Genomic DNA, 14178 nt, shown 5'->3' with positions numbered 1-14178 from the left:
GTATATGGAAAAAGTAGATGTAAAAGAATCAGCTGTAGGAAGAGAAATGCGAATTCGCAAACAGTGGAACGAACAAAATATTTTCGAACAATCAATTCAGAATCGAGAAGGCGCACAGTCTTTCGTATTTTATGAAGGACCACCAACGGCGAACGGACTACCGCATGTAGGTCATGCACTTGGACGAACAATTAAAGACTTAGTAGCAAGATATAAAACGATGGCTGGTTATAAAGTGTTAAGAAAAGCAGGATGGGATACACATGGTTTACCTGTAGAATTAGGCGTTGAGAAGCAACTTGGTATTTCTGGTAAACATGAGATCGAAGAATATGGCATTGAACCATTTATTCAAAAGTGTAAAGAGAGTGTTTTCACATATGAGAAGCAGTGGCGCGAATTCACTGAAAGTATTGGTTATTGGGTAGATATGGATGATCCATATGTAACTTTAAAGAATCCATATATCGAAAGTGTATGGCATATTTTGGGGACAATTCATGAAAAAGGATTGTTATATAAAGGACATAGAGTTTCACCATACTGCCCAAGCTGCCAAACCTCATTGAGCTCACATGAGGTTGCGCAAGGGTATAAAACAGTAAAAGATTTAAGTGCAACTGTGAAGTTTAAAGTGAAAGATAGTGAAAATGAGTATTTCTTAGGTTGGACAACGACACCTTGGACACTTCCAGCAAACGTTGCGCTTGCTGTCCATCCAAATATGGAATACGTTAAAGCAAAACAAGAAAGTCATGTATACATTGTTGCGAAAGAACGTGTACAAGAAGTATTAAAAGAGAACTATGAAGTATTATCTGTTCATAAAGGCGAAGAATTATTAAACACATCTTATACAGCACCATTTCCGATGAAAGAAGTTACAAATGGTTACCGCGTTATTGCAGCAGATTTTGTAACGGGAGATAGTGGTACAGGACTTGTTCATATTGCTCCAGCATATGGAGAGGACGATTATAGAGTTGTTCAAAGTGAAGGATTGTCATTCTTGCACGTTGTAGATGAAAAAGGTGAGTATACAGAGGCAGTACCATTTTTGAAAGGGAAATTTGTAAAAGATTGTGACGTGGATATCGTTCGTTATTTAGCGAAGGAAGGTTTACTGTATCATAAAGAAAAATATGAACATAGCTATCCGCATTGCTGGCGTTGTGATTCACCACTACTTTATTATGCAGGAGAAAGTTGGTTAATCCGAACAACTGCAATTAAAGATACATTTTTACAAAATAATGATTCTGTTACTTGGTATCCGGATCATATGAAACATGGACGTTTTGGTAAGTTTTTAGAAAATATGGTGGACTGGAATATTAGCCGAAATAGATATTGGGGAACACCATTAAACGTGTGGGAATGTGAAAGTTGCAATCATCAGTTCGCACCGAAGAGCATTGCCGAATTAAGAAAGTATAGTACGAAAGAAACACCGGAAGATTTGGAAATGCATAAGCCGTATGTAGATGAAGTGCAAGTCTGCTGCGGGAAATGCGGAGGCACAATGAATCGTACACCAGAAGTGATTGATGTTTGGTTTGATAGTGGTTCTATGCCATTTGCACAATATCATTACCCATTTGAAAATAAAGAGTTATTTGAAGAGCAGTTTCCAGCGGATGTTATTGCAGAAGGAATTGATCAAACACGCGGCTGGTTTTATAGTTTATTAGCAGTATCAGCACTATATACAGGAAAAGTACCGTATAAACGAGTGTTATCACTAGGGCATGTTTTAGATGAAGAAGGGCAGAAAATGTCTAAAAGCAAAGGAAATGCACTAGATCCAGTTGATTTAGTAGATAAATTTGGTGCAGATGCGCTAAGATGGGCTTTACTTGTTGATAGTGCCCCGTGGAATGCGAAGCGTTTTTCTGAAAGAACAGTACTGGAAGCGAAATCTAAATTTGTAGATACATTAGTCAATGTGTATAGCTTCTACGTTTTATATTCAAATTTAGATGAATATAATCCGAAAGAAACGTATGATGTAAAGCTTACAAAATTAGACGAATGGGTATTATCAAGATTGCATAGTACAACGAAAAAAGTAAGAACTGCACTTGATGATTATCAATTTACGAATGCAGCTCGTGAAATTGCAGCACTTGTAGATGAAGTGAGTAACTGGTATGTAAGACGCTCACGTAATCGTTTCTGGGAATCTGGTATGAACGCTGAGAAAGCAGCTGCGTATGAGACACTTCATGAAGTGCTTGTAACAATTAGTAAATTAATTGCACCATTTACACCGTTTGTCGCGGAAGACATTCATCTAAATTTAGAAGGAAGCAGCGTTCATTTAGCTGATTATCCAGTTGTAAATGAATCACTACTTCAACCGAAATTAGAAGCGGAAATGGATGCTGTTTTACAAGTTGTTGAACTTGGAAGAAGTAACCGTAATCAGCATTCTTTAAAAGTAAAACAGCCGCTAGCAGAACTTGTATTACTTGAGCATAACGAGAATGATATGGATTGGGAATCTTATCGTGATATCGTTATGGATGAGTTAAATGTAAAAGCATTCCATGTTGAACTCGATGAAACAAAATACACATCATATCAATTGAAGCTTAATTTTAAAACAGCGGGGCCGAAATTCGGTAAAAATGTGAATGCAGTGAATGGTTGGCTAAAACAATTATCACAAGAAGAAGTACAAAACTTTGTATCAACAGGAAGAGCAGTTTACGAAGCAACACCAGGAGAAGAAGTAGTTGTAACTGCTGAAGATGTGTTAGTTGAGAAAGTTGCAAAATCAGGATTCTCTAATACGACTAACGGACAATATACAGTTATGTTAGATACGAATGTAACGGAAGAATTGTTACAAGAAGGAGTAGCGCGTGAATTCATTCGTGCGGTTCAAGAATATCGTAAACAGTTGAATTTACCAGTTAATTTACGAGTCAATATTATTCTTGATACAGAAGAAGAACTACAGCGAACGTTAACGAACCATAAAGATTTATTGGAAGAAAACTTACTCGTTAAACAATTTACATTTGGTCACTTAATGAACGAAGACGATGAACTTTCTTTAGGTGAAACAAAACTTAGAATTAAATTAAGTGCAGCTAATTAAAGAAAAAAGGAAGTTGGAATGATTCCAGCTTCCTTTTTGTATGATTAGAATTTATTTGACTATACATTCGATAGGACCACTAGCAATTGTCTTTTTTCATAGCGTGCCGAACACAATACTGTAGAAATATATTTCTACAGTATTGTGTTCAATTTATACATAAATATTGAGAAAATTTCACTTACCCTAAATGGAAAGGTAATAGAAGTGCTCATAGAGAATTACTCGTAGATTCAATTTTTATCCATCCGTTTTGCGGGGAATGATTGCCTAGTGGTAATGGGATAAGGTTGAGCTACTTTATTAGGGGGAGTGGTTCTATGTTTAATAAAAAAATGGTGGCAATGGCAATGACTGTGCCGTTAGTAATGGGGACAATTTCTACGGTTTCGGCATTGGAAAAACAACAGCAAGTAAAGTTAGAAGCTTATTCACCACAGAAAAAAGCAACTGAATATTTAAAAGAAAATGCTGCGCAGTATGGACTGAAAACAGATCTTTCAGACTTGCAATATATTTCTACAACAGAAACGTCAGTAGCTTCATATGTTAGGTTCCAACAAGTTGTTAATGGTGCACCTGTATTTTCAAAACAAATAACAGTTACGCTTAACGGAGAGGGAAAGGGAGTACTCGCTGTTTCTGATTATCAGCCTGTTACAGGTGTGAAGGAAGTAACGACAAAAATTAGTGAAAAAGATGCAATACAAAAATCAATGGCGTATGTTGGAGAAGCAAGTGAGCAAAATTTATGGGCTCCTACAGATAAAGAGTTCGGATATATTGTTGAAGAAGGAATTGCTCGTCCAGTATATAAAGTTGTAGTCCATTCTAATAATCCATTTGGTGCATGGGAAACATTTATTGATGCAGAAAATGGAAAGTTAATTAAAAAGGTTGATATAAACCGAAAAGCTGAAGGGACAGGAAAAGTATTTTTACCTAACCCTGTCGTATCAAGCGGAAGTTTAGTGGGATTAAAAGATAATAATGATGCAGATTCTACAGCGCTAACGAACCAATTAAAAACTGTTACGTTAAAAGGTTTAGATGGGACAGGTTTTTTAATTGGAGAGTATGTAACGATTTCTTCAAAAGCGAGAACAAAATCTACAAACTTACAATTCAACTATACACGTGCAAATGATAGCTTTGAAGATGTGATGTCATATTATCATATTGATACATTGCAACGTTACATTCAAAGTCTAGGATTTAAAAATATTAATAATCGTTCGATTAAAGTGAATGTGAATGGAACAACAGCTGATAACTCATTCTATTCACCGACAACGAAAGCTTTAACATTTGGTACTGGCGGTGTTGATGATGCAGAAGATGCTGGAATTATCGCACATGAATACGGACATTCAATCCAAGATAACCAAGTTCCTGGCTTTGGTAGTTCAGCAGAAGGCGGAGCGATGGGAGAAGGATTTGGTGACTTCTTAGGTGCTACGTATGAAGATGCTGTATCGACAACAGGATACGGAAAAGCATGTGTTGGAGAGTGGGATGCGGTAGCTTATTCTAGTTCAGATCCGACGTGCTTACGCCGATTAGATACGAATAAAGTGTATCCGAAAGATATTACAAATGAGGTACATGATGATGGGGAAATTTGGGCACAAGGGCAATATGAAATGGCACAAGCTTTTGGCCGTGATGTAGCAACGAAAATTATTTTACAATCGCACTGGTCATTAACACCAAACTCTAAATTCAGTGATGGAGCAAAAGCGATTAAACAAGCGGATGCTCTTTTATATGGCGGACAACATGCTGCGGAAATTGATCGTATTTGGGCAGCTAGAGGAATTAGTACGAATTAATATAAAAAGTCGTGGCATTTTATAAGCCACGACTTTTTAATTTGCTTACGAACTGGTGCTAGTAAATAAAGCTATATCAATGATAGTGTGAATATATCCGTGTTCCATTTACTTTTTAGCTTCTTTAAAAACAAAATGCTCTTTAAATTTTCTAGGCTCCACTTTTTGACCATTTCGCATCGATCGGAATGGGTGTTCTTGCCATGTAATCATTACATCAACTTCATCTGCTTTTGTAGCAACAGGTAAATTAGCCTGTTCAAATCCAGTTTTTCCACTTGCCAAACGACTTTCCTTTAGGGAGAAGAGTTCATATTTCGTTTTTGTTTTTGGCTCGTTGCGGAATACTTCGACGTTTACATTATATACTTCACTATTCCCGACATTCTTTACTGAAAAATGATATGTTTGAAATTCATTTTTTTTAGCTTGAAGCATATTCTTGTTTGTTTTTTTCGGCTTATCAATATTCACTTGCCATTGATCAGAGTTTTGAGAGATTGGTAAAGATTTTGGTGAATAGGCATACGTTTCGTTTACTACAATTAAGCAAAACAAAAGGAGAAAGAAACTAATTGCTTTTTGCATATACACACCTCGCTTTAAAATTTTTATTAATATGCGTAAATGAATTAGTTTTTATGTAAAAATTGGAAAATATTAAAGGGGTAATTTTGGATGTAATACATAAGAATATGTATTACAAAATTAACTTTTCACACTTTAGAAGAAGTTAGGAGTTATAAAATCAGAATGTTTCAAAAAAAGCTTGCGTTTTGTAAGATAAGGAGTTAGAATACTCTGTAAATATAAAAAAGTGATGATCAGGAAAAGTACATGGTGCAAAGGTCTACAGAGAGTAGCCGGTTGCTGGGAAGGTTGCGATACCGCATGATGGAAAGACACCTGTGAGTGTTGCTTTGAACGTGATTATTAGTAAAAGCAAACGGTACCTACCGTTATCAGGGCTAAGATGGTCAGTATGACAATTTGGGTGGTACCGCGGAAAAAAATCCGTCCCTATTTATAGGGGCGGATTTTTGTATTCTTTGAAAGGGGGTGAGTGACCGTGGATGATGACGATGACAACAATAACGTAAATAAATATAAAATTACTGGAGGGAAAAATAATGGATTCAATAATGAAGCGTTCACTCACAAAAGAATGTACAAAGCAAAGTGGAAAGGTTGTATTACTTCAAGGATGGGTAAAAAAGATTCGACATCTTGGAAATGTTAGTTTTTTATTATTACGGGACAGAACAGGAGTAATTCAATGTGTATTAGAAAATGAATTGGCTGGATATAAAGTTGATGTAGAAAGTGTCGTCCACGTAATTGGTGAAATAGTCGAGACATCGAAAACAGAATTGGGTGTTGAAGTACTTGCTCATGAAGTGAAAGTAATAAACGGTGCAGAGCCACTTCCATTTGAAATAAATAAAAAGAAGTTACAAGTTGGCTTAGATCAACTACTTAATGAGCGAGTAATATCATTAAGGCATGAGCGAACCGCAGCAATTTTTAAAGTGAAATCTACACTCGTTCAAAGCTTTAGTGAATTTCTTATAGAGAACGATTTCACACGAATATTTACGCCGAAAATTGTTTCGCAAGGGGCAGAAGGAGGAGCAAATGTTTTTAAGCTTCCATACTTCCAAAAAGAAGCTTATTTAGCACAATCACCACAGTTCTATAAGCAAATGATGGTGGCAGGTGGGTTAGAACGAGTTTTTGAAATTGCACCTGTATATAGAGCGGAACATCATAATTCTTCCCGTCATTTGAATGAATATATATCGTTAGACGTAGAGCTTGGTTTTATTCATGATTTTTATGAAGTGATGCAACTAGAAACGGATGTTTTACGATATATGTTTCAACAAGTAGCGAAAAAATGTGAAATAGAACTACAACTATTACAAATAGAAGTACCTATTATTACTGAAATACCTAAAATTACATTGTTAGAAGCACAAGAAATTTTGAAAAGTAAGTATCGTAAAGAATCTCCTGTAGGGGATTTAGATACAGAAGGTGAAAAGTTACTAGGGAAATATGTAAAGGAAACATATAATAGTGAATTTGTTTTCATTACACATTATCCGAAAGAAGCGAGACCGATGTATACGATGCAAAATAAAGAGAATCCAGCTATTACTGAATCGTTTGACTTATTATATAAAGGGTTAGAAATAACGTCAGGGGCACAGCGAATTCATAATTATGAAATGTTACTCGCTTCGTTTAAAGAAAAAGGATTACACCCGGATAAATTTCAATCTTATTTAAATACATTTCGATATGGTTGTCCACCACATGGAGGTTTCGGAATTGGGTTAGAAAGGGTTGTATATAAACTTTTAGAATTAACAAATGTACGAGAGGCGAGTGCTTTTCCGAGAGATTGTACTCGTCTCATACCGTAAAAAGAATCTTCGCGATTATCGCGAAGATTCTTTTTTTATAGTTCGTTTAAAAAGGTGAAAATATAGACTCTTTCTTTTTCTAATAAGCTTAGTAAAAGTCAGTTGAAATATGAACCATTTCGACAAAAAAATCAATATACCCTTGACAGTTACAAATATAACAGATATACTTCATATTAATTTCAAAAGAAAATATATTCTAAATATTACAATGTGTTGAATAGGAGTAGTAAGGTCATGTATTTGTACAGAGAGCTATGGGTTGGTGTGACATAGTCAAATGACATCCTGAACTCGCCTAGGAGCAGTAAGGTGGAACGGAATTACATTCTTAGTAAATCTTAACGGTTAACCTTCGATATTAGGTTTGTAATCAAACGATTACTACTAAGGTGGATTCATAATGGAATCAATAAGGGTGGTACCGCGTTAAGTAAATGGCTTAGCGTCTCTTTATATAGAGATGCTAGGCCATTTTTTTATTATATGGAAGAAGAAATGGAGGGTTTATTTGAATAGGTTTATAAAATTTATTTATTTGTATAAAAAGATTTAATTAGGAGGAAAATGAGATGAAACAGACGGAGCAATGGACTTCGAAATTAGGTTTTATAATGGCGGCAGCCGGATCAGCAATTGGACTTGGTGCGATATGGAAGTTCCCTTATATCGCTGGGAAGAGTGGGGGAGGAGCGTTCTTTTTAATATTTATATTATTTACTGTTTTAATTGGACTACCGCTACTTATAGCTGAATTTATGATTGGACGCAGTACGCAGAAACAAGCAGTTGGAGCATTTAAAAGCATCGCACCAAATACAGGATGGCATTGGATTGGACGCCTTGGTGTTGGAACTTGTTTTATACTACTTTCGTTTTATAGTGTTGTAGGTGGATGGGTATTAATTTATTTATTCAGAGGAATAACTGGACAACTGATTACTCCAGGACAAAATTACGGTACATTATTTACTGAAACAATTGGGAATCCTGCTTGGGCTATTATGGGACATTTCGCTTTTATGTTCATTACGATATGGGTTGTATCAAAGGGTGTACAAAACGGAATTGAAAAAGCAAGTAAATATATGTTGCCAGCATTGTTCGTTTTATTTGTCGCTCTTATTATTCGTTCGTTAACACTTGATGATGCAATGAAAGGTGTGAAGTTTTTCTTACAACCAGATTTCTCAAAGATTACTTCGGAAAGTATTTTGTTCGCAATGGGGCAATCATTCTTTGCAATTAGTATCGGGATTTCAATTATGGTTACGTATAGTTCCTATTTAAATAAAAAAGAAAGTTTACCAAAATCAGCAATAACAATTGTTGGATTAAATTTATTTGTTTCATTATTTGCAGGTCTTGCTATTTTTCCAGCCGTATTTTCATTAGGAATGGAGCCAACAGAAGGACCTGGATTACTATTTATCGTATTACCATCTGTATTTAGTCAAATTCCATTTGGTGGGTTTTTCTTAACAGTATTTCTTGCACTATTTACATTTGCGACATTAACATCAGCATTTTCTCTACTAGAAACTGTTGTTTCAGCATTAGCAAATGGTGAACAAGAAAAGAGAACGAAATTATCATGGCTGATCGGTTTCGGCATTTTCTTAGTAGGTATACCATCAGCGTTATCATTTGGAGTATGGAGTGATATTACGATTTTCGGAAAGAATATTTTTGATGCAGTAGACTTTTTATCTAGTAATATATTAATGCCGCTTGGTGCACTATTTATTAGTATTTTCGTTTCATTCAAAATGGAGAAGAAGGTACTAGAAGCGGAGTTTTTTGTAGGTGGAAATTATGGAAAGAAAGTATTTACTTGTTGGGCATTTTTACTTCGATTTGTAGCACCACTTGCAATAATTATCGTCTTCTTAAATGTAATAGGGATTATTTAATATTAAATGTTATAATATTCAGTAAAAAAGAAGATGGGGATGTTTATGGCGAATTTGATAGAAACAGGAGAGTATATGAATATTAGAGGGAAAAAGCTATACGTTGAAACACATGGAAATCCTAAAAATAAGCCAGTCTTATACTTGCATGGTGGACCAGGAGAGAGTTGTTATGATTTTTCATTTCATCAAGCGGAACGTTTAAAAGGTTCTCTATATGTAATTATGATAGATCAAAGAGGTGTTTGTCGCTCAGAAGAAATTACTGAAGACGAAGCTTTTGGATTAAATGATTTGATTGAAGACTGTGAGGAATTAAAAAAAGTATTACAAATTGAGAAGTGGTCTATAATTGGACATTCTTTCGGTGGATATGTAGCATTGCTTTATGCGTCGATATATCCAAGTTCAATAGAGAAAATAATATTTGAAGGACCAACTTTTGATTTTGCATTAACAAGTAGAGCTTTGTTGCAAAAGACAGGGCATTTATTAAAAAAGTATGGAAAAGAAGAAGTAGCAAAAGAGTGCTTTGCTTATTCATCTAGCGATGCTAGTTCAGAAGAGTTGTTAGAAGCTTATATAAGATTAAGCGCTGAATTAGAAGAAAAAAGAATGGAGATTTACAATAATAAGGAAGATAGGACAGATGAGAGTTTATACAGTGATGAAGAGTGGGAAATATTTTCAAATCGCTCCAAAATTCACTTTGATAGATTAAAATTAGAGGGAGCATGTCATACATCATTATTATCAAAAATAAAAGATGTACAAAATCTAATGTTATTAATAGTAGGAAAACATGATGTAGTAACGTGTGAAGAACAAATTAAAACATTTAATAAAGATGCCCGAAACGGCAAGTATATCGTATTTGAAGAGAGCGGTCATTCACCTCATTATGAGGAAGCAGATAGATTTGCAGAAACAGTCATACATTTTTTGAAATGAAGAAAAGGGTGCTTCTATAAATGAGAGGCACCCTTTCTAAATTTCTGGATATGTGATTGTGATGTTAGGCCACTTACTTTGCCAATTCTTTTTTATAACTCTGTTTTTGTACATATGTAATCGTTCTTTTGATTCAAGAAAATGAGCTGTTGGTCTCACTTGTAAAGAAAGGACATCTCCAATACCACATGGGGCTGTTAAGATAACGTTGTTTAGTTCATCAAGTGTAACTCCTAAAGCCGTTGCTGTTTCAGGGAATTTAGAAATAGCATTAACAGAAGAAGAATATGGTGGCATATTATTCACTACATGCATACGAGCTTGATTTTTTACAGACCAAGGGATAGTAGCATCAATATTCATTAATTTCGTTTCTAATGATTGTTCGTATATCTCATCTTGATGTAGACTATCATAATAAATCACATCAACATCAGGCATAGCCGTTTTCGCTTCATAGTCATGTAAAGTATCCCAAATTTTAGAACGAACAAATCCGGCACAAATCCACCAATCAGGTAGCTCTAGTGATTTTGCCATTTGTAATACATTCATCATCCATTCGTCGTTTTCTATTAAGCGAATTATATCTTTCTCTGTTTTGATCTTCATTGATAAATTCACCTTTCTAGTAAATTAATGCATCAGTTCAATAATCCATAAAATCCAGTAAGCACCTGGTACAAATAGCAGTTGTGCTAATAATGTGCCGAGAAGTCTAGAAATCATTAGCCAACCATACATTTTACTCATAGATTCAGCACCGCTTTCTGATTGTAGAGCACGTTCTGTTAAAAGAGCAATGCGTGGATCGAGTAATACAGTTAATAAAATAGTGGCGAAACCATTTACAAGGCCAGAAGCTGTACTTGCATTTGTTGCATAATCTGGATTTAAAAAAGAAGCGTAAAGGGCTGAAAGTACCCCTGCTGTATAAATAGCAGTAGCAAACATGTTAATAAGCATAATACGCTTTGGAATACCACCGATACGCAGTCTATGAATCATTTCTAACTTTGGAAAACGGACATATTTTTTTGTGTACTTTAATTTTTGAATGTTATTCGTTTTCATCATTCGAATGAAAGAACCGTCTGTTTCAAAGTTTTGAATGACATATCCAAATAATTTTGTCAAAGTTGGATAAAGAATGATCGCGATTAATGTACCGATAGAAGCCGATAATAGTACGAGTCGTATAATATGCTCTAAATTAATAGAAGAATCTAGTTTTGCTTCATCGACAATACCACCGATTAAAAAGGCTTGTAGTAAGTTTGATGTTCTTGAAATAAGTAACACCATTCCTACAACAGACAGGGCAACCGCAATCTTCTTTAAACGTACTCCAGCTAATCGAATACTATAAGAGCTTGTTTCAACTGCGTGGATCACAATTGTGAAAGCCATTATAAAAATTAACGTAATTGACATTTGTTTCACCAGTTTCTATTAAAATAATTGTAACTTTTTTACTGTATCATATCTATCGTATTTTGTAACTGAAAGTATGTGACATATGGAAATTGATTTTTCGAAAAAATAGATAATGATAGTATAATAGGGAGAAGTGGAAGAGATGTTAGCACTTAGTTATACAGCAAATTAAGTGGAGGAATGAAGCATGTATAAAACATTTCTATTTGATTTAGATGGAACTTTAACGGATCCGAAAGAAGGGATTGTAAACTCGGTTTTATATGCATTAAAAAAAGTAGGAATTGAAGAAGTACATATAAGTGAGTTAGATTCATTTATAGGTCCTCCTATTCAGCAATCATTCATAGAGAGATATAATATGAGTGAAGGAGAGGTTGAACGTGCTGTTTTTTACTTCCGTGAGTATTTAAAGCAGCGTGGATTGTTTGAAAATAATGTATACGAGGGGATCCTGAAGCTCTTGCAACAATTAAAAAGTTCAGGGAATCGCATATTCGTAGCAACTTCAAAGCCCACTGTATTTGCGAAACAAGTTATAGAGCATTTTCAATTAACGAATTATTTCGAAGACATCATTGGAAGTAATTTAGATGGTACGAGAATAAAAAAAGAAGAAATAATTGCTCATATTTTACAAACAAATGAAGAACTAAATAAAGAAGAAATGATAATGATTGGTGATAGAAAGCACGATATAATAGGTGCAAATCAGAATGGAATTGCTTCAATTGGTGTTTTATATGGCTATGGCTGTGAAAAAGAACTGACTGAAGTTAGTGCGACCTACATAGTGAAAGATGTTGAAGAACTGTATCATTTTTGTGTAGAGAAAAATTTAATAAAGCAGTAAATATAGATTCTAGCAATCCCTTTATAACGTATGACGATGAATTCGTTTCTGTTTAAAGGGATTTTTCATATGTAATCGAATAATTATAATTAGACATTTTTAGCATAAAAATTTGTATGAATAAGAGGAGGGATGTCAGAATTAAAAGGTTAGTAGAAATTTATCAATAAAATTTAGAATATTCCGTTTAATGGAGGGGTAAAATTGGAGTTAGTTATTATATTATTAGCACTAAGTTTACTTATGTTCGTAGCATACAGAGGTTTTTCTGTTATTTTATTCGCGCCGATATTTGCATTATTTGCAGTATTTTTGACAGAACCTAGTTATGTATTACCTTTCTTTTCTAATATCTTTATGGAGAAAATGGTTGGATTTATAAAATTATATTTTCCTGTGTTTTTATTAGGAGCAATATTTGGGAAAGTAGTGGAAATGTCAGGAATTGCAGATTCTATCGCAAAAACGATTATTGAGTTAGTTGGTGAAAAACGTACTATATTAGCGATTGTATTAATGGGGGCTATTTTAACGTATAGTGGTGTTAGTGTGTATGTAGTAGTGTTTGCTGTTTATCCGTTCGCAGCTAAGTTGTTTCGACAAGCTAATATTCCAAAGCGTTTAATCCCTGGAACGATTGTTCTTGGAGCAGTAACGTTTACAATGGATGCGTTACCTGGATCACCACAAATTCAAAATGTAATACCTACAACATTTTTTAAAACGGATATTTATGCTGCACCGATACTTGGGATTGTAGGAGCAATTTTTGTTCTTACATTAGGTTTACTATATTTAGAGAGTAGACGTAAGAAGGCAAAAACGGCAGGTGAAGGATACTTTGGTTTTAATAATGGAAATACTGAAATGGCAGCATCTTTGCAAGTAGAACAAAAAAATATGCCATTAATTAATAACATTGAAATCACAAGAGCACAACAACTTATTGCATTTATACCACTTATTTTAGTAGGTGTAATGAATAAAGTGTTTACTATTATGATACCGAAGTGGTATCCAAGCGGTTTTGATTTTTCTGCAATTGGTATGAAAGCATTTGGAAAAGTAGAATTAAGTGCAGTAGTAGGAATTTGGTCTGTAGAATTGGCACTTATTATAGGGATCTTAACAACGTTATTATTATATTGGAAGCGAGTAGTAACAGGTTTCCAAGCTGGATTGAATACAAGTATTGGTGGAGCGCTACTTGCAACGATGAATACAGGAGCTGAGTTTGGATTCGGTGGTGTCATTGCAGCACTTCCAGGTTTCTCAATTATGAGAGATGGCATCTCTGCTACTTTCACAAATCCGTTAGTGAATGGTGCAGTAACGACGAATATTTTAGCTGGAATTACAGGCTCGGCATCAGGAGGAATGGGAATAGTATTAAGTGCAATGGGAGATAAATTTATTGCAGCGGCCAATCAATTTGATATTCCATTAGAAGTTATGCACCGTATCGTATCAATGGCATCAGGAGGAATGGATACACTACCGCATAACGGGGCTATTATTACTATTCTTACAGTAACAGGATTAACACATAAACAGTCCTATAAAGATATATTTGCTATTACAATTTTGAAAACGGTTGCTGTATTTTTAGTTATCGCGTTCTATACTTTAACAGGACTCTATTAAAAATTCGAATCGT

The 14178-nt window shown here is 34.7% G+C and carries 10 protein-coding genes and 2 other annotated features; of the genes, 7 read left to right on the top strand and 3 right to left on the bottom strand.

The annotated features are described in order from the left end of the window. The first annotated feature begins 4 nt into the window (after positions 1-4). Positions 5-3106, top strand: coding sequence for an isoleucine--tRNA ligase (gene ileS / locus MKY38_RS11395; protein WP_341049026.1), 3102 nt, complete (start codon positions 5-7; stop codon positions 3104-3106). 320 nt (positions 3107-3426) lie between these two features. Continuing rightward, on the top strand, positions 3427-4938 hold the full coding sequence (locus tag MKY38_RS11390) for a M36 family metallopeptidase (RefSeq protein WP_065223609.1): 1512 nt from the start codon (positions 3427-3429) through the stop codon (positions 4936-4938). 108 nt (positions 4939-5046) lie between these two features. On the opposite strand, the gene MKY38_RS11385 is transcribed toward MKY38_RS11390, so the two are convergent. Beyond that, positions 5047-5526: a hypothetical protein gene (locus MKY38_RS11385; protein WP_137072147.1), complete on the bottom strand. Its 480-nt coding sequence runs from the start codon at positions 5524-5526 to the stop codon at positions 5047-5049. Positions 5527-5749: 223 nt separating this feature from the next. Continuing rightward, positions 5750-5963: a binding site (T-box leader), on the top strand. A gap of 105 nt (positions 5964-6068) precedes the next feature. Between MKY38_RS11385 and aspS the strand changes: the two genes are divergently transcribed. From aspS to MKY38_RS11370, 3 genes are all read left to right on the top strand, one after another. After that, a complete protein-coding gene (gene aspS / locus MKY38_RS11380; RefSeq protein ID WP_065223610.1) occupies positions 6069-7367 on the top strand; it encodes an aspartate--tRNA(Asn) ligase in 1299 nt (432 codons plus the stop codon). 207 nt (positions 7368-7574) lie between these two features. Further along, positions 7575-7823, top strand: a binding site (T-box leader). Positions 7824-7939: 116 nt separating this feature from the next. Next, a complete protein-coding gene (locus MKY38_RS11375; RefSeq protein WP_000814537.1) occupies positions 7940-9280 on the top strand; it encodes a sodium-dependent transporter in 1341 nt (446 codons plus the stop codon). 45 nt (positions 9281-9325) lie between these two features. Beyond that, a complete protein-coding gene (locus MKY38_RS11370; RefSeq protein ID WP_001284946.1) occupies positions 9326-10231 on the top strand; it encodes an alpha/beta fold hydrolase in 906 nt (301 codons plus the stop codon). A 36-nt stretch (positions 10232-10267) separates the two neighbouring features. Here the strand turns inward: MKY38_RS11370 and MKY38_RS11365 are convergent, their stop codons facing one another. Together MKY38_RS11365 and MKY38_RS11360 are read right to left on the bottom strand one after the other, a co-directional pair. Next, complete coding sequence (locus MKY38_RS11365; RefSeq protein WP_000695358.1) at positions 10268-10843, bottom strand: nucleotidyltransferase family protein; 576 nt, start codon at positions 10841-10843, stop codon at positions 10268-10270. A gap of 24 nt (positions 10844-10867) precedes the next feature. Further along, positions 10868-11665 (bottom strand): lipid II flippase Amj family protein, encoded by a 798-nt coding sequence (locus tag MKY38_RS11360; protein WP_000028915.1) that lies wholly within the window; start codon positions 11663-11665, stop codon positions 10868-10870. Positions 11666-11855: 190 nt separating this feature from the next. Here MKY38_RS11360 and MKY38_RS11355 point away from each other — a divergent pair, with 190 nt between their 5' ends. Both MKY38_RS11355 and MKY38_RS11350 read left to right on the top strand, forming a co-directional pair. Next, a complete protein-coding gene (locus MKY38_RS11355; protein ID WP_000278481.1) occupies positions 11856-12521 on the top strand; it encodes an HAD family hydrolase in 666 nt (221 codons plus the stop codon). A 204-nt stretch (positions 12522-12725) separates the two neighbouring features. Then, positions 12726-14165, top strand: coding sequence for a GntP family permease (locus tag MKY38_RS11350; protein WP_065223611.1), 1440 nt, complete (start codon positions 12726-12728; stop codon positions 14163-14165). The last annotated feature ends 13 nt before the right edge of the window (positions 14166-14178 follow it).

The organism is Bacillus sp. FSL R5-0585, from assembly GCF_038004545.1.
Taxonomy (GTDB): Bacteria; Bacillota; Bacilli; order Bacillales; family Bacillaceae_G; genus Bacillus_A; species Bacillus_A cereus.
Note: the sequence above shows the minus strand (reverse complement) of the source record. Positions and strands in the feature narration are given on the sequence as shown.

Excerpts from the sequence above, each read along its gene's own strand:
- ileS (WP_341049026.1), top strand. The coding sequence starts at position 5 with ATGGAAAAAGTAGATGTAAAAGAATCAGCTGTAGGAAGAGAAATGCGA.
- MKY38_RS11390 (WP_065223609.1), top strand. The coding sequence starts at position 3,427 with ATGTTTAATAAAAAAATGGTGGCAATGGCAATGACTGTGCCGTTAGTA.
- MKY38_RS11385 (WP_137072147.1), bottom strand. The coding sequence starts at position 5,526 with ATGCAAAAAGCAATTAGTTTCTTTCTCCTTTTGTTTTGCTTAATTGTA.
- aspS (WP_065223610.1), top strand. The coding sequence starts at position 6,069 with ATGGATTCAATAATGAAGCGTTCACTCACAAAAGAATGTACAAAGCAA.
- MKY38_RS11375 (WP_000814537.1), top strand. The coding sequence starts at position 7,940 with ATGAAACAGACGGAGCAATGGACTTCGAAATTAGGTTTTATAATGGCG.
- MKY38_RS11370 (WP_001284946.1), top strand. The coding sequence starts at position 9,326 with ATGGCGAATTTGATAGAAACAGGAGAGTATATGAATATTAGAGGGAAA.
- MKY38_RS11365 (WP_000695358.1), bottom strand. The coding sequence starts at position 10,843 with ATGAAGATCAAAACAGAGAAAGATATAATTCGCTTAATAGAAAACGAC.
- MKY38_RS11360 (WP_000028915.1), bottom strand. The coding sequence starts at position 11,665 with ATGTCAATTACGTTAATTTTTATAATGGCTTTCACAATTGTGATCCAC.
- MKY38_RS11355 (WP_000278481.1), top strand. The coding sequence starts at position 11,856 with ATGTATAAAACATTTCTATTTGATTTAGATGGAACTTTAACGGATCCG.